The sequence below is a fragment of the Geobacillus stearothermophilus ATCC 12980 genome (genome assembly GCF_030369615.1).
Taxonomy (GTDB): Bacteria; Bacillota; Bacilli; order Bacillales; family Anoxybacillaceae; genus Geobacillus; species Geobacillus stearothermophilus.
The window spans coordinates 930,801-952,202 of record NZ_CP128494.1; the positions used below are offsets into that span (position 1 = coordinate 930,801).

General features: G+C 55.8%; 23 protein-coding genes and 1 other annotated feature. All 23 genes read left to right on the forward strand.

Features of this window, described 5'->3' with window-relative positions; translation table 11 throughout:
* The first annotated feature begins 6 nt into the window (after positions 1–6).
* The 23 genes from divIB (at position 7) to pyrC (ending at position 21,402) form a co-directional block, all read left to right on the forward strand.
* Positions 7–792, forward strand: a complete 786-nt coding sequence (gene divIB, locus QSJ10_RS05055; protein WP_033016149.1) for a cell division protein DivIB — start codon at positions 7–9, stop codon at positions 790–792.
* The gene (locus QSJ10_RS05060) at positions 773–1,477 is read left to right on the forward strand and encodes a DUF881 domain-containing protein (RefSeq protein ID WP_049624354.1); all 705 of its coding nucleotides are present in this window, start codon (positions 773–775) and stop codon (positions 1,475–1,477) included. Before divIB ends, QSJ10_RS05060 begins: the two co-directional genes overlap by 20 nt.
* Positions 1,478–1,505: 28 nt before the next feature.
* Positions 1,506–2,222 (forward strand): DUF881 domain-containing protein, encoded by a 717-nt coding sequence (locus tag QSJ10_RS05065; RefSeq protein ID WP_053532302.1) that lies wholly within the window; start codon positions 1,506–1,508, stop codon positions 2,220–2,222.
* A 1-nt stretch (position 2,223) separates the two neighbouring features.
* Entirely contained in the window at positions 2,224–2,586 is a 363-nt protein-coding gene (locus QSJ10_RS05070) for a small basic family protein (protein WP_033011310.1), read from the forward strand.
* 191 nt (positions 2,587–2,777) lie between these two features.
* Positions 2,778–4,046, forward strand: coding sequence for a cell division protein FtsA (gene ftsA / locus QSJ10_RS05075; protein WP_049624367.1), 1,269 nt, complete (start codon positions 2,778–2,780; stop codon positions 4,044–4,046).
* Positions 4,047–4,073: 27 nt separating this feature from the next.
* A complete protein-coding gene (gene ftsZ, locus QSJ10_RS05080; protein ID WP_033011308.1) occupies positions 4,074–5,207 on the forward strand; it encodes a cell division protein FtsZ in 1,134 nt (377 codons plus the stop codon).
* Between the two features lie 211 nt (positions 5,208–5,418).
* Positions 5,419–6,330, forward strand: coding sequence for a sigma-E processing peptidase SpoIIGA (gene spoIIGA, locus QSJ10_RS05085; protein ID WP_033016138.1), 912 nt, complete (start codon positions 5,419–5,421; stop codon positions 6,328–6,330).
* Between the two features lie 50 nt (positions 6,331–6,380).
* Entirely contained in the window at positions 6,381–7,100 is a 720-nt protein-coding gene (gene sigE / locus QSJ10_RS05090; RefSeq protein ID WP_033011303.1) for an RNA polymerase sporulation sigma factor SigE, read from the forward strand.
* A 120-nt stretch (positions 7,101–7,220) separates the two neighbouring features.
* A complete protein-coding gene (gene sigG, locus QSJ10_RS05095; protein WP_033016141.1) occupies positions 7,221–8,000 on the forward strand; it encodes an RNA polymerase sporulation sigma factor SigG in 780 nt (259 codons plus the stop codon).
* A 95-nt stretch (positions 8,001–8,095) separates the two neighbouring features.
* Positions 8,096–8,338 carry a YlmC/YmxH family sporulation protein gene (locus QSJ10_RS05100; RefSeq protein ID WP_033011301.1) on the forward strand — a complete coding sequence of 81 codons (243 nt, stop codon included), beginning with the start codon at positions 8,096–8,098 and terminating at the stop codon, positions 8,336–8,338.
* Positions 8,339–8,489: 151 nt separating this feature from the next.
* Positions 8,490–9,314, forward strand: a complete 825-nt coding sequence (gene pgeF / locus QSJ10_RS05105) for a peptidoglycan editing factor PgeF (RefSeq protein ID WP_033016140.1) — start codon at positions 8,490–8,492, stop codon at positions 9,312–9,314.
* Positions 9,311–9,985, forward strand: coding sequence for a YggS family pyridoxal phosphate-dependent enzyme (locus QSJ10_RS05110; RefSeq protein WP_033011299.1), 675 nt, complete (start codon positions 9,311–9,313; stop codon positions 9,983–9,985). Before pgeF ends, QSJ10_RS05110 begins: the two co-directional genes overlap by 4 nt.
* A 12-nt stretch (positions 9,986–9,997) precedes the next feature.
* Positions 9,998–10,429 (forward strand): cell division protein SepF, encoded by a 432-nt coding sequence (locus tag QSJ10_RS05115; protein WP_033011296.1) that lies wholly within the window; start codon positions 9,998–10,000, stop codon positions 10,427–10,429.
* A gap of 3 nt (positions 10,430–10,432) precedes the next feature.
* Positions 10,433–10,705: a YggT family protein gene (locus tag QSJ10_RS05120; RefSeq protein WP_033011295.1), complete on the forward strand. Its 273-nt coding sequence runs from the start codon at positions 10,433–10,435 to the stop codon at positions 10,703–10,705.
* Positions 10,706–10,806: 101 nt separating this feature from the next.
* Positions 10,807–11,580 (forward strand): YlmH family RNA-binding protein, encoded by a 774-nt coding sequence (locus QSJ10_RS05125; RefSeq protein WP_053532303.1) that lies wholly within the window; start codon positions 10,807–10,809, stop codon positions 11,578–11,580.
* Between the two features lie 76 nt (positions 11,581–11,656).
* Positions 11,657–12,169 carry a DivIVA domain-containing protein gene (locus QSJ10_RS05130; protein WP_147432129.1) on the forward strand — a complete coding sequence of 171 codons (513 nt, stop codon included), beginning with the start codon at positions 11,657–11,659 and terminating at the stop codon, positions 12,167–12,169.
* A 97-nt stretch (positions 12,170–12,266) separates the two neighbouring features.
* Positions 12,267–12,487: a binding site (T-box leader), on the forward strand.
* A gap of 52 nt (positions 12,488–12,539) precedes the next feature.
* Positions 12,540–15,314 carry an isoleucine--tRNA ligase gene (gene ileS, locus QSJ10_RS05135; protein WP_033016132.1) on the forward strand — a complete coding sequence of 925 codons (2,775 nt, stop codon included), beginning with the start codon at positions 12,540–12,542 and terminating at the stop codon, positions 15,312–15,314.
* Between the two features lie 84 nt (positions 15,315–15,398).
* On the forward strand, positions 15,399–15,890 hold the full coding sequence (gene lspA, locus QSJ10_RS05140; RefSeq protein WP_080706535.1) for a signal peptidase II: 492 nt from the start codon (positions 15,399–15,401) through the stop codon (positions 15,888–15,890).
* Positions 15,891–16,805 carry an RluA family pseudouridine synthase gene (locus QSJ10_RS05145; protein ID WP_033016129.1) on the forward strand — a complete coding sequence of 305 codons (915 nt, stop codon included), beginning with the start codon at positions 15,891–15,893 and terminating at the stop codon, positions 16,803–16,805.
* A 252-nt stretch (positions 16,806–17,057) separates the two neighbouring features.
* Positions 17,058–17,597 carry a bifunctional pyr operon transcriptional regulator/uracil phosphoribosyltransferase PyrR gene (gene pyrR / locus QSJ10_RS05150; protein WP_033016128.1) on the forward strand — a complete coding sequence of 180 codons (540 nt, stop codon included), beginning with the start codon at positions 17,058–17,060 and terminating at the stop codon, positions 17,595–17,597.
* 157 nt (positions 17,598–17,754) lie between these two features.
* The gene (locus QSJ10_RS05155; protein WP_033016127.1) at positions 17,755–19,056 is read left to right on the forward strand and encodes a solute carrier family 23 protein; all 1,302 of its coding nucleotides are present in this window, start codon (positions 17,755–17,757) and stop codon (positions 19,054–19,056) included.
* Positions 19,057–19,226: 170 nt separating this feature from the next.
* On the forward strand, positions 19,227–20,153 hold the full coding sequence (locus QSJ10_RS05160; RefSeq protein WP_033016126.1) for an aspartate carbamoyltransferase catalytic subunit: 927 nt from the start codon (positions 19,227–19,229) through the stop codon (positions 20,151–20,153).
* Positions 20,116–21,402, forward strand: coding sequence for a dihydroorotase (pyrC, locus tag QSJ10_RS05165; protein WP_033016125.1), 1,287 nt, complete (start codon positions 20,116–20,118; stop codon positions 21,400–21,402). The genes QSJ10_RS05160 and pyrC overlap by 38 nt, the downstream gene beginning before the upstream one ends.

Consider the following 21,402-nt stretch of genomic DNA (forward strand, 5'->3'; position numbering starts at 1 on the left):
AAGGCAATGGAAAAGGGAAAGGTTGTTGTTCTTGAAGACCGCGTCCCAAAACTGAAAGAGCGTCGCCGCCAAAAAGCGAACCGTCGGCTGATTTTGTATTTGTCCTTCTTTTTTCTGTTTATTTTGTGCGTTCTTTACTTCCAATCGCCGTTAAGCGCCGTCAGGCATGTGGAGGTGAGCGGAAACCGCCATTTGCCGGCGGAGCGCATCATCAGCTTGAGCGGCATTACGAAGCGGACAAGCTTTTGGAAAGTGAACGAACAAAGTGTGGCAACGAGGATCGCCCGCCATCCGGAAATTAAAGAGGCAACCGTGGAAAAGAGGCTGCCGAACACGATTGTCATCCGCGTCCACGAATGGCGGCGGATCGCTTATGTCTACGACCGGCAAACATTTTTCCCGCTGCTTGAGAACGGACGGCTGTTAAAACAGGAAGCGGTGAAAACAGCCCCGAGCGATGCGCCTGTGCTCGTCGGTTGGAAAAACGGCGACGCCATCGCCGAGATGACTGGACAGCTGGCGGAACTGCCGGCGCCGGTGCTTGGCGCCATGTCGGAAATTCACTACAAGCCGAACAGTGAGTATGAAGACCGCGTCATCGTCTACATGAACGACGGGTATGAGGTAAGTGCGACGATTCATCGTTTTGCGGACAAGCTGTCGCATTATCCGGCGATTGTCGCCGAGCTTGACCGAAATGTCAAAGGGGTCATTCACCTCGAAGTCGGCAGCTACTTTGTCCCGTACGAGCCGCCGAAAAAGGAGGACGACGATGAGACAACAAGCCCATAGCCGCATCCTCCTTACTTTTATTTGCTTTTTATTCGGCGCCATGCTCGGGTTTTCCTACCAACATGCCAAAAACGATCCATCCCGCCGCGAATGGAGCGACAGCGGGTGGAAAAGGGAATACGAGTTTCGCTCGGCGCTGATCGCTTTGCAAAAGGAAAACCGGTCGTTAAAGCAACAGCTTGTCGAAAAGCAAGACGAACTGGCCGCTTGGGAAAAAAAACTGGCCGACCGGCAGACGAACGAAGCCGGGCTGGCGAAAGAGGCAGAACAGCTGCGCATGTATGTTGGAAAGGCGAGGGTGAAAGGAAAGGGTGTAGCAGTCACGCTTTCCGACTCCTCTTACATCCCCTCTGAAGCGAGTGCTACTGATTATATCGTTCACGAACAGCACGTATGGAAAATCGTTCACGAGCTGCTTATTTCCGGCGCCGAAGCGGTCGCCATTAACGGGCAGCGCATTTCCCATCGCTCCTACATTGTGTGCAACGGTCCGGTCATTGAGGTTGACGGGACGCAACATGCCGCTCCGTTTGTCATTTCGGCGATCGGCGACCCAGATGTGCTGTCGTCTGCGCTCGTCCTGCCAGGCGGCGTCGTCGACGAGCTTGTTCAAGACCATATCGATGTAAAAGTGGAAAAGCAAGAGGCGATTACGCTCGATCCGGTATTCGCGCCCAGACCGTAAAACGGGCAGGAAGGAGCGGTGAAGCGCATTGGAGCGAAAAAGACAGCTGTATTTTGCCGGGATTGCCGGCGTGTTCGGATTGATGCTGGCCGTCGGGATGCGGACGACGCTGCCTTCGGAAGAGCGCGATACGCGCGACATTTGGGAGCTGCGCGCCGATTTGACAAAGGAGCAGAAGCTTGAACAGCAGCTGCTTGAGGAGCTGGAACGCTACGAGGCGAAATTGCGCCATTACCGGCGCGAGGAGCAGGAAGACGGTGAGGCGGCGCTCGAGGAGACGGTCGCCGAGCTTAGGGAAGAAGCCGGACTGACCGAGGTGAAAGGGCGCAGCGTGGTGCTGACGATCGCGCCGTTTGCGGCTGGCGGCTACGTCGGTCCGGTCGCCCAAACGGTGTCGCCGGAGCTGCTGCAGCGGTTGGTAAATGAATTGAACAAATATGGAGCAAAGGAAATCGCCATTAGCGGCGAGCGGCTGACGAACCAGACGGCGATTCGCGATGTCAACGGGGTGACGAAAGTCGGTCGCCGGCCGCTTCAGCTGCCGGTTGAGGTGAAGGCGATCGCGGACGATGCGGACAAGCTGTATAGCGGTTTGACGGTTTCGCCGATTCGGGATGATTTCATCGTCGAAAACTTGGAGCTTTCGATTTCCAAGCCGAAACCGATGATCGCCATTCCGCCGTCAACCGAGCGGCTGGAGGTAAAATACATGGAGACGACGAGCGCCGGCAAGGAGGAGAAATAGCATGTGGCTTCCGCTTCTCGGATTGTTGCTCGGGTTTGCCGTCGGCGTCCTGGCCGGCTGGGAAGTTCCCGATCAGTATTCCAGTTATTTGTCGATTGCCATTTTGGCCGCCTTTGATACATTAATAGGGGGATGGCGCGCCCATTTACAAGGAACGTACGACGAAACAGTATTTATAACCGGGTTTTTTTTCAATATCATCCTTGCCACAACTTTGACTTTTCTTGGGGTGCATCTTGGTGTAGACTTGTATTTGGCGGCCGTCTTCGCGTTTGGCGTCCGCCTGTTTCAAAACATTGCCATCATCCGTCGCCTTTGGCTTGCCGAATGGGCGGAGCGGCGGGAAAATCGCGAAAAAAGTTAAGCGGAAGAGAGGAAAGTGTCTTCCTGTGTTGAATTATATGGAGTAAAACAAAATGCGATGTTCTTGCGAAAATCGCGAGCTGGATATAGACGAAGAGATGGACAGGGAAATTTCAGCCGAAAAAGGAGGTGTCGCTGCTTACTGAAACGTCGGCTGACATCGGCGCGTTTTTAGTAGGCAGATGCCAAAAGATGAGCAGCAATGAGATCGTCGTTAGCCTGGATGTCGGAACATCGAGCGTCAAAGTCATCATCGGGGAAATGTTGGGCAGCTCGATTAACATTATCGGAATCGGCAATGTGAAATCAGAAGGGCTCAAAAAAGGCGCGATTGTTGATATAGATAAAACGGTGCAATCGATCAAGCGCGCGGTCGAACAAGCGGAACGGATGGTCGGCCTTTCGATCCGCCGCGTGATTGTCGGGGTGGCGGGAAGCCATATTCAGCTGCATGACTGCCATGGCATCGTTGCAGTTGCCAGCGAAAACCGCGAAATCAGCGATGAAGACGTTGCCCGCGTCATCGATGCGGCGCAAGTCGTTTCCATCCCGCCGGACCGGGAAATTATCAGCGTCGTTCCGCGCCAGTTTATCGTCGACGGCTTAGACGGCATCCACGACCCACGCGGCATGATCGGCGTCCGCTTGGAGATGGAAGGGACGATGGTGACCGGAGCGAAGACGATTTTACATAATCTCCTTCGCTGTGTGGAACGTGCCGGTTTGGAAATCAGCGACATTTGCCTCCAGCCGTTAGCGGCCGGTTTGCTGGCATTATCCGACGATGAGCGGCACTTGGGCGCCGCGCTCGTCGATCTGGGCGGCGGTTCGACAACGGTCGCTGTCTTTGAGCAAGGGGCGTTGCAAGCTGTCTCTTCACTGCCGGTCGGCGGGGAGCATATTACAAAAGATTTGGCCATCGGGCTGCGGACAACAACGGAGGATGCGGAAAAAATCAAATTGAAGCACGGGTATGCGTTTTACGACTACGCTTCGGACGAAGAAGTGTTCAGCGTGCCGGTCATAGGCAGCGATCAACACCAGCAGTTCAGCCAGCTTGAGATCGCCGATATTATTGAGGCGAGGATGGAGGAAATTTTGCAAATGGTTCAACATGAAGTGCGCCGGCTTGGCTTTCGCGACCTTCCGGGCGGCTATGTGCTGACCGGCGGCGTGGCGAATATGCCGGGAGTGTTGGAGTTGGCTCACGTCGTCCTAGGGACGAGCGTCCGTGTTGCCATGCCGGATTACATCGGCGTGCGCGACCCGCAATACACGATCGGCGTCGGCCTGCTCAAGTTCGCCTACCGGCAGGCGCAGCTGCAAGGGAAAACCGTCCCGGCGGCGGCCGCGGCGGAGCCGGCCGAGCGCCCGGCGCCAAAACAACCATCGAAACCGAAAAAGAAAGAAGACCATTTCGGGAAGAAGGTCAAGAAATTTTTCGGTTCTTTCTTTGAATAGAGATTGAAATTTTAGGAGGATTTGGCCATGTTGGAGTTTGAGACAACAGTCGATCAGTTGGCAACGATCAAGGTGATTGGGGTCGGGGGCGGCGGCAACAACGCCGTCAATCGGATGATTGAACACGGAGTGCAAGGCGTTGAATTTATTGCCGTCAATACCGATGCACAGGCGCTCAATTTGTCGAAGGCGCCGACGAAACTGCAAATCGGGGCGAAGCTGACACGCGGCTTGGGTGCGGGAGCGAACCCAGAAGTTGGAAAAAAAGCAGCTGAGGAGAGCAAAGAGCAAATTGAAGAAGCGCTTCGCGGCGCCGATATGGTGTTTGTCACCGCTGGCATGGGCGGCGGCACGGGAACTGGGGCGGCGCCCGTCATCGCCCAAATCGCCCGCGAATTAGGAGCGCTCACGGTCGGTGTCGTCACGCGCCCGTTTACGTTTGAAGGGCGGAAGCGGGCGACGCAGGCCGCAAGCGGCATCGCCGCCATGAAAGAGGCGGTCGATACGCTCATCGTCATTCCGAACGACCGGTTGCTTGAGATTGTTGACAAAAATACGCCGATGCTTGAGGCGTTCCGCGAAGCGGACAATGTGCTGCGCCAAGGGGTGCAAGGCATTTCCGATTTGATCGCTGTGCCGGGGTTGATCAACCTTGACTTCGCCGATGTGAAAACGATCATGTCCAACAAAGGCTCGGCGCTGATGGGCATCGGGATTGCCAGCGGCGAAAACCGAGCGGCGGAGGCAGCCAAAAAAGCCATTTCCAGCCCGCTGTTGGAGACGTCGATCGACGGGGCGCAAGGCGTGCTCATGAACATCACCGGCGGCATGAACTTAAGTTTGTACGAAGTGCAGGAGGCCGCCGACATCGTCGCTTCGGCGGCCGATCAAGAAGTGAATATGATTTTCGGCTCGGTCATCAACGAAGACTTAAAAGACGAAATTGTCGTCACTGTCATCGCGACCGGGTTTAACGAAAACGTTGCTTCGCAGCCGCGGCCGCCGCGCGCCGGCATCGGGACGGCGCCGAAAGTGACGCCGGCGCCGAAGCGGGAAAAGCGCGAAGAACCGGCGCAAGATTATGCGGCGCTCCGGTCCGGGCAGGCGGAAGACCCGCTCGATATTCCGGCGTTCTTGCGTAACCGCAACCGTCGCCGTTGAGGAGCTATCGGGCATGAACAAGCCGTGTTCATGCCTTCTTTTTTTGCCCTCGCCCCGCGCTTCAAAGGGCGGTTTTCCTCGTTCGCACGTTTCCCCTCGCTTTGACAAAACATTCTGTTTTTCACCACCACCAATTGACAGACTTTCCAACGGGATATGCTATATACTTGTTTCAGACAAAAGCCGATGGGGCGGGGGAGGGGCTTGCCGGTTGGTTGTGTATCTTGATGTCATTTGGCTTTTGAACGTCTGTTTTGATGCAATGCTTCTTTGGCTGACAGCGCTCATGCTTAAGCGCCCGATCGTCTGGTGGCGGCTGTTGGCCGGAGCGTTGATCGGGTCGCTGCTTGTGGTGCTGCTGTTCACCCCGTTGTCCGCCATCGCCCAGCACCCGCTTGCCAAAATGGCCGCCTCGATCTTGATTGTGCTCTCCGCTTTTGGCTTTAAGCGGCCGCGCTATATGATCGAGAACATGCTGGCGTTTTACTTTGCCACGTTCGCTGTCGGGGGCGGCATGCTGGCGGTTCATTATTTTTTCGCCGAGCAACTGTCCGTGCAGAACGGATTATTGATGATGCATCCCCCCGGGGCGGGCGACCCGGTAAGCTGGCTGTTTGTCCTCGTCGGGTTTCCGGTGTTGTGGCTTTTTTCCCGCCGCCGTGTGGAACAGATTCGCGAGAAAAAATTGCGCTTCGAACATATTGTAGATGTCATTGCTGTTTGGGAAGGCCGGCCCCTTGCCCTAAGAGGGCTCATCGACAGCGGCAACCAGCTGTTTGACCCAGTGTCCAAAACGCCGGTGATGATCGTGGACCGGGAAAAAGCGAAGGACGTGCTGCCCGAAGAGCTGATGGCCTATATGGCAGCCATGACGGTTGACGACCCGCCCGAACAGTGGGCCCATCGTCTTCGTCTCATTCCATACCGCGCAGTGGGCAGCGGCCCGCAAATGATGATGGCGGTAAAACTAGACCGCATCGCGCTGTCATACGAAAACGAGTGGCTTGAGGTGAAACATGGGCTTATGGCCTTAAGTGCAGACCCGCTTTCAGCCGACGGAGAATACGATTGCATCATCCACCCGAAAATGGTGCAGGCGGGAAGAAAGCTGACCGCTTCATAGGTCGTTACTATATCATACTCGCGTTTTATCCGTTTAGAAGGGGGATTTTGATGAAAAGATGGAAACTTCGGTTCATGTATTGGCTGTATAAGCTGCTGGCCAAACTTGGGTTGAAGGCCGACGAAATTTACTATATCGGCGGCAGCGAGGCGCTTCCGCCGCCGTTGACGAAAGAAGAGGAAGAGCAGTTGATCGAACGGCTGGCCACCGGTGATGAGACGGCGCGGTCGCTGCTCATTGAACGCAATTTGCGGCTTGTCGTCTACATTGCGCGCAAGTTTGAAAACACCGGCATTCACATCGAAGATTTGATCAGCATTGGAACGATCGGCTTAATCAAAGCGGTCAATACGTTTAACCCGGAGAAAAAAATCAAGCTGGCGACTTATGCATCACGCTGCATTGAAAACGAAATTTTAATGTATTTGCGCCGCAACAATAAAGTGCGGGCGGAAGTGTCGTTTGACGAACCGCTCAATATCGATTGGGACGGCAATGAGCTGCTGCTGTCCGACGTGCTGGGAACGGAAGACGACGTCATTACAAAGGATTTGGAGGCGGACGTCGACCGGCGGCTGCTGCTAAACGCCTTGCACCAGCTGAGCGACCGTGAAAAGCAGATTATGGAATTGCGCTTTGGTTTGTCAGGAGGGGAGGAAAAAACGCAAAAAGATGTCGCTGACTTGCTCGGCATTTCGCAATCGTACATATCGCGGCTCGAGAAGCGGATCATTAAACGGTTGCGCAAAGAGTTCAACAAAATGATGTAGCAAGCGGCGGGAGTGGACGCTCCGCCGCTTTTTTTCGCTCGGACAGGCTGTGCATATTTTTCCCTCCTAGGGAGATACTGAAAACTGACGACTTAGCATCTCCTGATGGGAGGGAACAACTTGACGAGGAACAAAGTCGAAATTTGCGGTGTAGACACTTCAAAGCTTCCCGTCCTCAACAACGAGGAAATGCGGGAGCTGTTTCGCCGGATGCATGAAGGGGATTTAGAAGCAAGGGAAAAATTGGTAAACGGAAACTTACGCCTCGTGTTAAGCGTCATTCAACGCTTTAACAACCGCGGCGAGTTTGTTGATGATTTATTTCAAGTTGGCTGCATCGGACTCATGAAATCGATTGATAATTTTGACCTTAACCAAAATGTGAAATTTTCCACTTATGCGGTGCCGATGATCATTGGCGAAATCCGCCGTTACTTGCGCGATAACAATCCAATTCGCGTCTCGCGCTCGCTGCGCGACATCGCTTACAAAGCGCTGCAAGTGCGGGAACGGCTCATGAGCGAGACGGCGAAAGAGCCGTCGACGAAAGATATTGCGCGGGAACTCGGCGTCGCCCACGAGGAAGTGGTGTTTGCCCTTGATGCCATTCAAGACCCTGTTTCCTTATTTGAACCGATATACAACGACGGCGGCGATCCGATTTATGTGATGGACCAGCTTAGCGACGAGCGCAACCGCGACATCCAATGGATCGAAGAAATCGCTTTAAAAGAAGGGCTGCGGCGGTTGAATGAGCGAGAGAAAATGATTATCCGCAAACGGTTTTTCCAAGGAAAGACGCAAATGGAAGTCGCCGAGGAAATCGGCATTTCCCAGGCGCAAGTGTCCAGGCTTGAAAAGGCAGCGATCCGGCAAATGAATAAAAACATCCAAGTGTGAACGGCTGCTCGGGCAGCCTTTTTTCTTTGGCACATAACCGGTTGGGCGGTGCATATAGATGAAAAAAGAGGAGAGGAAAGGCGGGGGACTGAACCGTGATGAGAATTTCTGAGTTTCAAACGAAAGATGTCGTCAATGTGGCCAACGGGAAGAAGCTTGGCAACATCGGGGATATTGACATCGATTTAGATACAGGCAAAATCCGTTCGCTCATTATTTTAGGCTCCGGAAAGATGCTCGGGTTGTTCGGGCGTGAAGAAGCGGTCGTCATTCCGTGGCAAAACATCGTCAAAATCGGAGCGGATGTCATTTTAGTCCGCCTGCATGATGCCGACTGAGCGGCCCGCGCAATGAGCGGCATATTGAGTGGCGGGATTGCACCAATGTTTCGACAAAATCGCAAATAAAGGTTATCACAAACGAACAAACTATGATAAAATAGGAAAAAAAGTGATAAAAACCTACAAAAACAGCGTGAGGTTGACGCGAATGCCGGACATTTTTCAACAAGAAGCTCAAGGATGGCTCCGCTGCGGGGCGCCCCCGTTTGCCGGAGCAGTCGCCGGGTTGACAACGAAACAAGGCGGAGAAAGCGAAGGGCCGTTCGCCTCGCTGAATATGGGGCTGCATGTCGGCGACGATCGCATGCATGTCGTCAACAACCGCCGCCGTCTGGCTGAATGGCTTTCTGTTCCGCTCGATCATTGGGTGTGCTGTGAGCAAGTGCACGGCGCCGTGATTCGGAAAGTGACGAAAGGCGATCGGGGGAGCGGGGCGCACGACTTCGCTGCAGCGGTCCGGGGGGCTGACGGGCTGTATACGGATAAGGCGGGGGTATTGCTCGCACTTTGTTTTGCCGATTGTGTGCCTGTCTATTTTATCGCGCCATCGGCGGGCCTAGTCGGCCTTGCCCACGCCGGCTGGCGGGGGACGGCGGGCGGCATTGTCCAAAACATGGTGCGGCTTTGGCAGGAGCGCGAACACATTGCCCCGTCCGACATCTATGCCGCGATTGGACCGGCCATTGGCCCATGCTGTTACACGGTTGATGACCGGGTGATCGATGGCCTGCGTCCGACTCTTCCTGCGGGCGGCCCGTTGCCGTGGCGCGAAACAAGCCAAGGGCAGTATGCGCTTGATTTAAAAGAGGCCAACCGGCTGCAGCTTGCGGCCGCCGGGATTCCAGACTGCCATATTTATGTGTCGGAACGCTGTACAAGCTGTGAGGAGACGTTGTTTTTTTCCCACCGCCGCGACCGTGGGACGACAGGGCGGATGTTGGCGTTTATCGGCCGAAGGGAGGAAACAGCATGACCGTACGCGACAACTTGGCAGCCGTTCGCCAGCGCATCGAGGCGGCTTGCGCCCGCGTCGGCCGCAATCCGGCCGACGTACGCATCGTTGCTGTCACGAAATATATTGATGCCGAAAGGGCGCTTCATGTGCTTGACGCCGGCATTGCCGACCTCGGCGAAAACCGTGCCGGCCAGCTACTTGAAAAGTATGAACGGATCGGGGACCGGGCGGTGTGGCATTTTATCGGGACGCTTCAGTCGCGCAAGGTGAAGGACATTATCGATAAAGTCGATTACATCCATTCGCTTGATCGCCTGTCGCTGGCGAAAGAAATTGAAAAGCGGGCGGTGCGGCCGGTGAAATGTTTTGTGCAAGTGAATGTATCGGGAGAAGCGACGAAGCACGGCCTCTCTCCTGACGAGACCGTCCCGTTCATCGATCAGCTCCGTTCGTTTTCGCACCTTGAGGTCGTCGGATTGATGACGATGGCCCCGCATACGGATGACGAGGCGGTATTGCGCGCCTGCTTCCGGCAATTGCGGGTCTTGAAAGAGCGCGTTCAGGCGCTCCGCTGGCCGCATGCGCCGTGCACGGAGCTGTCGATGGGCATGTCGAACGATTACGAGATCGCCATTGAGGAAGGGGCGACGTTTGTGCGCATCGGCAGCGCGCTTGTCGGATCATTGTAGGAGGTGAACTTGATGGGGTTGATGAAAAAATTTCGCGATTATTTTTTAGAAGAAGATTACGAAGACTATGAAGAAGAATACGAAGCGCCGCAGCCGGAAGAGGAGGCGCCGCTGCTGAAGGCGGCAAACAAGGCGAACGTCGTCAGCTTGCAAAGCGTGCAAAAATCGGCGAAAGTCGTGCTCGCTGAGCCGCGGGTGTATGCGGAGGCGCAGGAAATCGCCGATCATTTAAAAAGCCGGCGGGCGGTCATCGTCAATTTGCAGCGCATCCAGCATGAGCAGGCGAAGCGGATCGTCGACTTTTTAAGCGGCACGGTGTACGCCATTGGCGGCGACATTCAGCAAGTTGGCACGAAAATCTTTTTGTGCACCCCGGACAACGTCGACGTCAGCGGCGCGATTTCGCTTGACGGCGAGGATGACAGACCGATAAAGAGGTGGTAGTCGTTGGATTATGTGCTTACGTTTTTAACGACCTTGATTCAAGTATATTCGTACGCTTTGATCATTTACATTTTGATGTCTTGGTTTCCGAATGCGCGCGAAACGCGGTTCGGACAAATGCTTGCCGCCATTTGCGAGCCGTATTTGGAACCGTTTCGGCGTGTCATTCCGCCGCTTGGCATCATTGACATCTCTCCGATCATCGCCTTTATTGTCCTTGAATTTGCGACAAGAGGGCTGTATGCGTTGTTTGACATCCTCGAAGCGCAGTTTTAGCAGCCGGACGGAACGCGCGTCGTTTGGCCCGGCGCAGGCGGGCGGAATAGCGGGAGGAATCCGTTCCGGGTTCCTTTCTTTATGAGGCAAGGTGAATGGGAATGGAGCTGTATCAGCACTTCCGCAAAGAGGAACATCAATTCATCGATCATGTAATAGAATGGAAGGAAATGGTAGAACGTCAGTACGCTCCGAAGCTGACCGATTTTCTTGATCCGCGCGAGCAGCAAATCGTGCAAAGCATCGTCGGCAGCGACGGAGACGTGCGCGTGTCCTTTTTCGGCGGCGCTTTGTTTGTCGAGCGGAAGCGGGCGCTTTTGTATCCGCCGTATTTCGAACCGAATGAGGAGGATTATGACATCGCCTTGTTCGCTGTCCGCTATCCAGGCAAATTCGTTTTCCTTGAACACCGCGACGTCTTAGGAGCGCTCATGTCGCTCGGCTTGCGGCGGGGCAAGTTCGGCGACATTCTCGTCCAAGGAGGAGAGATCCAATTTTTTGCCGCCGCCGAGGTGGCCGATTACATTCGCCTCCATGTCGGGACGATCGGCAAAGCGCCGGTTTCGCTTGAGCTGTTGCCGCTGTCAGCTGCCATGCCGCTTGCCGAAACGTGGGAGGAAGGAACGGTCACGGTGTCTTCTCTAAGGCTCGATGCGGTGCTTGCCCAGGCGTTCCGCCTCGCGCGCGAGAAAGCGAAGACGCTCATTGAAAGCGGGCTCGTCAAAGTGAACTGGAAGGTGGTGGACAAGCCCGAATTTGTATGCGGGCCGGGCGATGTCCTGTCGGCGCGCGGGTTTGGTCGCTGCAAGCTGTTTTCCGTCGAGGGGATGACGAAAAAAGAACGCTGGCGCATCCGGCTGGGCCGTCAAAAATAATCGAATCGCAGCAGGAAATGGGCTGATCGTGTCGAATGAAGGAAGAAAAGGAATGATGGAGACGGAGGTGGCCATTGTGCCGTTAACGCCATTGGATATTCACAATAAGGAATTCAGCCGCGGATTTCGCGGGTATGACGAAGATGAAGTGAATGAGTTTTTGGATCAAATTATTAAAGATTACGAAATGCTCATCCGTGAAAAAAAGCAGCTGGAGGAAAAAGTGGCCGAACTGACGGAAAAATTGAATTACTTTTCCAACATTGAAGAAACGTTAAATAAGTCGATTCTTGTGGCTCAGGAAGCAGCGGAAGAAGTGAAGCGCAACGCACAAAAAGAGGCGAAGCTGATCATTAAAGAAGCGGAGAAAAACGCGGAGCGCATCATCGGCGACGCGTTGGCCAAATCGCGGAAAATCGCGTTGGAAGTCGAAGAACTCAAGCGGCAGTCGAAAGTGTTCCGCGCTCGCTTCCGCATGCTCGTTGAGGCGCAGCTCGATATGATCAACAGCCGTGACTGGGACGAGTTGATGGAATACGAGACGCCTGATCTCGAAGAAGAGGTGAAAGAGCCGTTGTCTCAGCCTTGACGAACCGAGGCCATGTCGGGTATAATCATTGGCAAAAATCACTGCACCAGCCGCCGTGGGAGGCGGTTGGCTTTTTTCAGGATGAATAGCGAAATAGTCATCGACGATGAAAGGGATAGTAGCTCTTGAACGACCGGTCGCAGCGAGCTGGGGATGGTGGAAGCCTGGCATCGGCGCAAGAGTGAACATCACCCTGGAGTTCCATGCCGAACATCCAGTAGGCCATGGCGCGTCATTCCCGTTACGAATGAAAAGTGGGCTGTGCGTCGTTTGCATGGCCAAGAAGGGTGGTACCGCGAGACCGTTCTCGTCCCTTGCCGGGGGAGAACGGTTTTTTATTTGGAATCTAGCGTTCGAAGGAGGAGCAAGGATGGATTACAAAGAGACGCTGCTTATGCCGCAAACCGAGTTCCCGATGCGCGGCAACTTGCCGAAGCGGGAGCCGGAGATGCAAAAAAAATGGGAGGAAATGGACATTTACCGGAAAGTGCAGGAGCGGACGAAAGGGCGTCCGTTGTTCGTGCTGCATGACGGCCCGCCGTATGCCAACGGGGATATTCATATGGGCCATGCGCTGAACAAAATTTTAAAAGACATCATCGTCCGCTACAAATCGATGAGCGGCTATTGCGCGCCGTACGTGCCGGGCTGGGATACGCACGGCTTGCCGATCGAAACGGCGCTCGCGAAGCAAGGCGTCGACCGCAAATCGATGAGCGTCGCCGAGTTTCGCAAGTTGTGCGAGCAATACGCGTACGAGCAAATCGACAACCAGCGCCGGCAGTTTAAGCGGCTCGGCGTGCGCGGCGACTGGGACAACCCGTACATTACGCTCAAGCCGGAGTACGAAGCCCAGCAAATTAAAGTGTTCGGCGAAATGGCGAAAAAAGGGCTCATTTACAAAGGGTTGAAGCCGGTCTATTGGTCCCCGTCAAGCGAATCGGCGCTCGCTGAAGCGGAAATCGAATATAAAGACAAGCGTTCGCCGTCGATTTATGTCGCCTTCCCGGTGAAAGACGGCAAAGGCGTGCTTGAGGGCGATGAGCGAATCGTCATTTGGACGACGACGCCGTGGACGATTCCGGCGAACTTGGCGATCGCGGTTCATCCGGATTTGGATTACCATGTTGTCGATGTCAGCGGAAAACGGTATGTCGTCGCCGCCGCCTTGGCGGAATCGGTGGCGAAAGAAATCGGTTGGGACGCATGGTCGGTCGTCAAAACGGTCAAAGGAAACGAGCTTGAATACGTCGTGGCGAGACATCCGTTTTATGAGCGCGACTCGCTTGTCGTCTGCGGCGAACACGTCACGACCGACGCCGGCACGGGCTGCGTCCATACGGCGCCGGGCCACGGGGAAGACGACTTTCTCGTCGGGCAAAAATACGGGCTTCCCGTTCTTTGCCCGGTCGACGAGCGCGGCTATATGACGAGCGAAGCGCCGGGGTTTGAAGGAATGTTTTACGAAGACGCCAACAAGGCGATTACACAGAAGCTTGAGGAAGCCGGCGCTTTGCTGAAGCTTGGGTTTATCACCCACTCGTATCCGCACGACTGGCGGACGAAGCAGCCAACGATTTTCCGGGCGACAACGCAATGGTTTGCGTCGATCGATAAAATCCGCAGCGAGCTGCTTCAAGCGATTAAGGAAACGAAATGGATTCCGGAGTGGGGGGAAATCCGCATCCACAACATGGTGCGCGACCGCGGCGACTGGTGCATTTCCCGCCAACGCGCCTGGGGGGTGCCGATTCCGGTCTTTTACGGCGAAAACGGTGAACCGATCATCACCGATGAGACGATTGAGCATGTGTCGAACTTGTTCCGCCAATACGGGTCGAACGTCTGGTTTGAACGCGAGGCGAAAGACTTGCTGCCGGAAGGATTCACTCATCCGTCAAGCCCGAACGGCATCTTTACGAAAGAAACGGACATTATGGACGTCTGGTTTGACTCCGGTTCGTCGCACCAAGCCGTGTTGGTCGAACGCGATGATCTCGCGCGCCCGGCTGATCTGTACTTGGAAGGGTCCGACCAATATCGCGGCTGGTTCAACTCATCGCTGTCCACCGCCGTTGCCGTCACCGGCAAAGCGCCGTACAAAGGCGTGTTGAGCCACGGCTTTGTCTTGGACGGCGAAGGGCGGAAAATGAGCAAGTCGCTCGGCAACGTCGTCGTGCCGGCGAAAGTAATGGAACAGTTCGGCGCTGATATTTTGCGCCTTTGGGTCGCGTCGGTCGACTACCAAGCGGACGTGCGCATCTCCGACCATATTTTAAAACAAGTGTCGGAAGTGTACCGAAAAATCCGCAACACGTTCCGCTTTATGCTCGGCAACTTATTCGATTTTGACCCGAGCGAAAACGCCGTGCCGGTCGGGGAGCTGGGCGAAGTCGACCGCTACATGTTAGCGAAATTAAATAAACTCATCGCTAAAGTGAAAAAGGCGTATGACAGCTATGATTTTGCTGCTGTTTATCATGAGATGAACCATTTCTGCACCGTCGAGCTGAGCGCGTTTTACTTGGATATGGCGAAAGACATTTTGTACATCGAAGCGGCCGACTCGCGCGCCCGCCGCGCCGTGCAGACCGTATTGTATGAAACGGTCGTCGCATTGGCGAAGCTCATCGCGCCGATTTTGCCGCACACGGCCGATGAAGTGTGGGAGCATATCCCGAATCGAAGAGAAAACGTCGAAAGCATCCAGCTCACCGATATGCCAGAGCCGATCGCAATCGACGGCGAAGAAGCGCTGCTTTCGAAATGGGATGCGTTTATGAATGTGCGCGATGATATATTAAAAGCGCTCGAGAACGCGCGCAACGAAAAAGTGATCGGCAAATCGCTGACCGCGAGCGTCACCGTCTACCCGAAAGACGAGGCGCGGAAGCTGTTGGCGTCGCTTAATGCCGACTTGCGCCAGCTTCTCATCGTTTCCGCGTTTTCCGTTGCCGATGAGCCGTATGACGCCGCGCCGGCCGAAGCCGAGCGGCTCGACCACGTGGCCGTCCTCGTCCGCCCGGCGGAAGGCGAGACGTGCGAGCGGTGCTGGACGGTGACTCCAGCTGTCGGACAAGATCCATCCCACCCGACGCTTTGCCCGCGCTGCGCACATATCGTGAATGAACATTATTCAGCGTAACGAAAAGCGGCAGGCTGCCCCAAGGTAGCCTTGCCGCTTCATTTGTTTACCATGGCGAATTATGCTACAATGCAAAAAGGATGAATGAGAAGGACAGGGGGATTTGGCACGGTGGCATACTATTGGCTCGCGGCGGCGGTCATCATCCTCGATCAATGGACGAAATGGCTTGTCGTCCGCTATATGCGGCTTGGGGAAAGCATCCCGATCATCGACAACGTGCTCTACATTACGTCGCACCGCAATCGCGGCGCGGCGTGGGGCATACTAGAAGGGCAGTTTTGGCTCTTTTATTTAATTACGGTGATCGTCGTGGCGGCGATCGTGATTTACATCCGCCGCCTGAAGCCTTCCGAGCGCCTGGCCGGCGTGGGGCTTGGGCTGATGCTCGGCGGGGCGATCGGCAATTTTATCGACCGCGTATTCCGGAAAGAAGTGGTCGACTTTATTCATACGTACATCGGCACGTACAGCTTTCCGGTGTTCAATATCGCCGACTCGGCGCTGACCGTCGGCGTCATCTTGCTGTTTGTCCATATGTTTTTTTTCGCGACACCAGAGAAAGGGAATGAGTAGATGGACACGATCACGTTTCACATCGAAGACGAATATGACGGCGAGCGGATCGATAAAGTGATCGCGGCGCTAAATGACGAATGGTCGCGTTCGCAAGTGCAGCAATGGATCAAAAGCGGGCTTGTGACCGTCAATGGCGAGACGGTCAAGGCGAACTACAAATGCGAGGCAGGCGACGCGGTCGCCGTTTCACCGCCGGAGCCGGAGCCGCTCGAGGTCGAGCCGGAGCCGATTCCGCTTGACATTTATTATGAGGATGAGGATGTCCTTGTCGTCAACAAACCGCGCGGCATGGTCGTCCACCCGGCGCCCGGGCATATGCGCGGCACGCTGGTGAATGCGCTTCTCGCCCATTGCCGCGACTTGTCCGGGATCAACGGCGTGCTTCGCCCCGGCATCGTCCATCGCATTGACAAAGACACATCAGGACTATTGATGGTGGCGAAAAACGACGCCGCCCACCGCTCGCTCGTCGAGCAGCTGGTGAACAAAACGGTGACGCGCCGCTACAAGGCCATCGTCCACGGCGTCATTCCGCACGATTATGGCACGATCGATGCCCCGATCGGCCGCGACAAGCGCGATCGAAAGAAAATGGCCGTCACCGAAGAAAACGGGAAGGAAGCGGTCACCCATTTCCGCGTGCTCGAGCGGTTTCGCCATTATACGTATGTGGAGTGCCAGCTGGAAACGGGGCGGACGCACCAAATTCGCGTCCATATGAAATACATCGGCTACCCGCTCGCTGGCGACCCGCAATACGGGCCGAAAAAAACGCTCGCCATCGACGGCCAGGCGCTGCACGCCGGGGTGCTCGGCTTCCGTCATCCGAGAAGCGGCGAGTATTTGGAATTCGAAGCGCCACTGCCGCCGGAGTTTGCCGAGCTGCTTGACTGGCTGCGAAAAAACGATTGACAAACGAACACGCCCCCTTTACAATGAAAACAGGTGAACAGGAACCTTTAAGTTCAGTCCTGTGAGGCTGAAAAGGGGTCGGAATGACAAAGAAGGGCGATGTATGCCCATCTTGTTTGGCGATAAGCGCGCCATCCCCCGCTTCACAGGCGGGGGATTTTTTATGAAAACAGGCGGGAACGGCCTGGTTGGCGCGCCGCCTGCGGAAACACGCTGGCCGCGGCGTGCATGCGCTGTTAGGAGGTGGACGGAATGCAAAAGGCGGTCGTGATGGACGAACAGGCGATTCGCCGCGCTTTGACGCGCATCGCCCACGAAATCATCGAACGAAACAAAGGCATTGACGGCTGCGTGCTTGTCGGAATTAAAACGCGCGGCATTTACTTGGCGCGCCGCTTGGCGGAGCGGATCGAGCAAATTGAAGGGGCGTCCGTTCCCGTCGGTGAGCTTGACATCACCTTGTACCGCGACGATTTGACCGTGAAGACGGACGACCATGAACCGCTTGTGAAAGGAACGAATGTGCCGTTTCCGGTGAGCGAGCGGAATGTCATTTTAGTCGATGATGTGCTGTTTACCGGCCGGACGGTGCGGGCGGCGATGGATGCGGTCATGGATTTGGGCCGCCCGTCGCGCATCCAGCTCGCCGTGCTTGTCGACCGCGGCCACAGGGAACTGCCGATCCGCGCTGATTTCGTCGGCAAAAACGTGCCGACCTCCCGTTCGGAGCTGATTGTCGTCGAGCTTTCCGAAGTGGACGGCGTTGACCAAGTGTCGATTCATGAGAAATAAAACAGCTCCCTTTTAAGCGCAGTCCCGTGAGGCTGCAAAAGGGGCGGAATCGTTTCGGGCGTTTCTGCACCCTCTTTGCGCCTTCATGGGCAAAGAGGGTGTTTTTGTGCACACTAAAAAACGAACTTCGCTCATTTGGCGAAAGGAGAGGCGAAAGATGAACAAACCGGTGTTGGATATTCAAGACCGCCCGACTGTGGGGCAATGGGTGACGTTAAGCTTGCAGCATTTGTTCGCCATGTTTGGGGCGACGATTTTAGTGCCGTACTTAGTCGGGTTGGATCCGTCGATCGCCTTGCTGACAAGCGGGCTTGGAACATTGGCGTTTTTGCTCATTACGAAATGGCAGGTGCCGGCGTATCTTGGCTCCTCGTTCGCCTACATCGCGCCGATCATCGCGGCGAAAACGGCCGGCGGCCCGGGAGCGGCGATGATTGGCAGCTTCCTCGCCGGATTGGTGTACGGGGTTGTCGCCCTCATCATTAAAAAAGCCGGCTACCGCTGGGTGATGAAGCTGCTGCCGCCGGTTGTCGTCGGTCCGGTCATCATCGTCATCGGTCTCGGCTTAGCCGGCACGGCGGTCGGGATGGCGATGAACGGCCCGGACGGCAAATACAGCCTGCTTCATTTCTCGGTGGCGCTTGTGACGCTCGCGGCCACGATCGTCTGCTCGGTGCTTGCGCGCGGCATGTTGAGCTTGATTCCGGTGCTTGTCGGCATCGTTGTCGGCTACGTTTACGCCCTCGCTGTCGGACTGGTTGACTTGTCGAAAGTGGCGGCGGCGAAATGGTTCGAATGGCCGGATTTCTTGATTCCGTTTGCCGATTATCCGGTGCGCATCACTGCCGAGATCGTCATGCTCATGGTGCCGGTGGCGATCGTCACCTTGTCCGAGCATATCGGCCACCAGCTTGTGTTAAGCAAAGTCGTCGGCCGCGACCTCATTCAAAAACCGGGGCTGCACCGCTCGATTTTAGGGGACGGAACGGCGACGATGATCTCCGCCTTGCTTGGCGGTCCGCCGAAAACGACGTACGGGGAAAACATCGGTGTGCTGGCGATCACCCGCGTCTACAGTGTCTACGTGCTGGCCGGCGCGGCGGTCATCGCGATCGCTTTCGGCTTCGTCGGCAAAATCACGGCGCTGATCAGCTCGATTCCGACGCCGGTCATGGGCGGTGTGTCGATCTTGCTGTTTGGCATCATCGCCTCGTCCGGACTGCGCATGTTGATCGACAGCCGCGTCGATTTCGGCCAGACGCGCAATTTAGTCATCGCCTCGGTCATCTTGGTCATCGGCATCGGCGGAGCGGTGCTGAAAATCAGCGACAGCTTCCAAATCACCGGGATGGCGCTCTCGGCCATTGTCGGCGTCCTGCTCAACTTAGTGCTGCCGGGGCGTCCGCAAGAAGCGGAAAACTTATTTGAAGCTGAAAACGATAGCGGCGATGTTGCCTAAATCGAATACAAAACACCTTTTAATTAAGTCCCGTGAGGCTTAAAAAGGTGTGAAAACAGGCGCATCCAGGGCCGGAGTGCACCTTCTCCGGTTCTGCCATGCGCCGATCGTCACACCTTGCCCAGCCGGCAAGGTGTTTTTTTGCAAAAAAAAGAAAGGGAGAGAGGCCAATGACCCATCTTTTTACATTGAGCGAACTGCCGCTTTCCGACATCACCCGGCTGCTTGATGAAGCGGAAGCGTTCCGCCGCGGCCGCGCTTGGCGCCCGGCCGCGCCGATGTACGTCGCCAACTTGTTTTTCGAACCGAGCACGCGCACGAAATGCAGCTTCGAGATGGCGGAACGGAAGCTTGGGCTTCATGTCATTCCATTTGACCCGGAACGCTCGAGCGTGCAAAAAGGGGAGACGCTGTACGATACCGTACGGACGCTTGAGGCGATCGGCGTCGATGCGGTTGTCATCCGCCATCACGAAGATGCGTATTTCGAAGCGCTCCGCCATGCGGTCGGCATTCCGATCATCAACGCCGGTGACGGCTGCGGGCACCATCCGACCCAGTCGCTCTTGGATTTATTGACGATCCGCCAAGAGTTTGGCGCCTTCACTGGCTTGACGGTGGCGATCATCGGCGACATCCGTCATAGCCGCGTCGCCCGCTCCAATGCGGAAGTGTTGACACGATTGGGCGCGAACGTCCTGTTTTCCGGACCGGCGGAGTGGAAAGATGAAACGAATCCGTACGGGACGTATGTCGAAGTCGACGAGGCCATCGCCCGCGCCGATGTCGTAATGCTGTTACGCATCCAACATGAACGCCATGCGGAAACGATGGGGCTGACAAAAGAAGAGTACCATGCGCGGTACGGGCTGACGCTTGAGCGGGCGCGGCGGATGAAATCGGGCGCCATCATCTTGCACCCGGCGCCGGTCAACCGCGGGGTCGAAATCGCCAGCGAACTTGTCGAAGCGAAGGCATCGCGCATTTTTAAACAAATGGAAAACGGCGTCTACGTCCGGATGGCTGTCTTAAAACGGGCAATGGAAGGGAGAATGGAGCATGGACGTATGGCTGAAAAATGGCATGTCGTTCAATGAAGATGGGAAATTGGTGCGGACACATCTCAAAATGGAACACGGAACCATTGCGGCGATCCTGTATGAACAGCCGCTCGAAGCGGATGGGGAGGACGTGATCGACGTCGGCGGCCGTCTCATCGCTCCCGGCTTGATTGACTTGCACGTTCATTTGCGCGAACCAGGCGGCGAGGCGAAAGAAACGATTGAAACGGGCACGCTCGCCGCGGCGAAAGGCGGTTTTACGACGGTTGCCGCCATGCCGAACACAAATCCGGTGCCGGACCGGAAAGAGCAGATGGAATGGCTGCAAGCCCGCATCCGCGAAACGGCGCGCGTCAACGTGCTTCCGTACGCGGCGATCACGATTGGGCAAAAAGGGGAGGAGCTGACCGATTTTGCGGCGCTAAAAGAAGCAGGGGCGTTCGCCTTTACCGATGACGGCGTCGGCGTCCAGTCGGCCGGGATGATGTTTGAAGCGATGAAACAGGCGGCGGCGCTCGATATAGCGATCGTTGCCCATTGCGAGGACGACACGCTGACAAACGGCGGAGCGGTGCATGACGGCGAGTTCGCCCGCCGGCATGGGCTCGCCGGCATTCCATCCGTCTGCGAGGCGGTGCACATCGCCCGCGACGTCTTGCTTGCCGAGGCAGCCGGATGCCATTATCACGTCTGCCATATCAGCACGAAAGAGTCGGTGCGCGCCGTCCGCGACGCGAAGCGGGCGGGCATCCGCGTCACGGCCGAAGTGACGCCGCACCATTTGCTCTTGTGCGAGGAAGACATTCCAGGGTTGGATGCAAACTACAAAATGAACCCGCCACTGCGCAGCCGCGCGGACCGCGAGGCGCTCATTGAGGGCCTGCTCGATGGCACGATCGATTTTATCGCTACGGATCATGCGCCGCATACAGCAGCGGAAAAAGCGAAAGGCATCGAGGCGGCGCCGTTTGGCATCGTCGGGCTCGAGACGGCGTTTCCGCTCTTATATACCCATTTCGTCAAAACAGGCGTGTTTACATTAAAGCAGCTTGTCGACTGGCTGACGATCAAGCCGGCGCAATGTTTTGGCCTTAAGGCCGGACGGCTTGCCGTCGGGGCGCCGGCGGACATTGCGGTCATCGATTTGGAAACGGAAGAAGCGATTGATCTCGAGACGTTTGCCTCAAAAGGGAAAAATACGCCGTTTGCCGGCTGGAAATGCCAAGGCTGGCCGGTGATGACGTTTGTCGGCGGAACACTCGTATGGAAGAAAGGAAGAGAATGA

Coding starts and splice junctions, on each gene's coding strand:
- ftsA (WP_049624367.1), top strand. CDS start 2,778: ATGAGCAGCAATGAGATCGTCGTTAGCCTGGATGTCGGAACATCGAGC.
- ileS (WP_033016132.1), top strand. CDS start 12,540: ATGGATTACAAAGAGACGCTGCTTATGCCGCAAACCGAGTTCCCGATG.
- pgeF (WP_033016140.1), top strand. CDS start 8,490: ATGCCGGACATTTTTCAACAAGAAGCTCAAGGATGGCTCCGCTGCGGG.
- sigE (WP_033011303.1), top strand. CDS start 6,381: ATGAAAAGATGGAAACTTCGGTTCATGTATTGGCTGTATAAGCTGCTG.
- ftsZ (WP_033011308.1), top strand. CDS start 4,074: ATGTTGGAGTTTGAGACAACAGTCGATCAGTTGGCAACGATCAAGGTG.
- QSJ10_RS05155 (WP_033016127.1), top strand. CDS start 17,755: ATGAACAAACCGGTGTTGGATATTCAAGACCGCCCGACTGTGGGGCAA.
- QSJ10_RS05110 (WP_033011299.1), top strand. CDS start 9,311: ATGACCGTACGCGACAACTTGGCAGCCGTTCGCCAGCGCATCGAGGCG.
- divIB (WP_033016149.1), top strand. CDS start 7: ATGGAAAAGGGAAAGGTTGTTGTTCTTGAAGACCGCGTCCCAAAACTG.
- lspA (WP_080706535.1), top strand. CDS start 15,399: ATGAGAAGGACAGGGGGATTTGGCACGGTGGCATACTATTGGCTCGCG.
- QSJ10_RS05115 (WP_033011296.1), top strand. CDS start 9,998: ATGGGGTTGATGAAAAAATTTCGCGATTATTTTTTAGAAGAAGATTAC.
- QSJ10_RS05160 (WP_033016126.1), top strand. CDS start 19,227: ATGACCCATCTTTTTACATTGAGCGAACTGCCGCTTTCCGACATCACC.
- QSJ10_RS05060 (WP_049624354.1), top strand. CDS start 773: ATGAGACAACAAGCCCATAGCCGCATCCTCCTTACTTTTATTTGCTTT.
- QSJ10_RS05145 (WP_033016129.1), top strand. CDS start 15,891: ATGGACACGATCACGTTTCACATCGAAGACGAATATGACGGCGAGCGG.
- pyrR (WP_033016128.1), top strand. CDS start 17,058: ATGCAAAAGGCGGTCGTGATGGACGAACAGGCGATTCGCCGCGCTTTG.
- pyrC (WP_033016125.1), top strand. CDS start 20,116: ATGGACGTATGGCTGAAAAATGGCATGTCGTTCAATGAAGATGGGAAA.
- QSJ10_RS05125 (WP_053532303.1), top strand. CDS start 10,807: ATGGAGCTGTATCAGCACTTCCGCAAAGAGGAACATCAATTCATCGAT.
- QSJ10_RS05070 (WP_033011310.1), top strand. CDS start 2,224: ATGTGGCTTCCGCTTCTCGGATTGTTGCTCGGGTTTGCCGTCGGCGTC.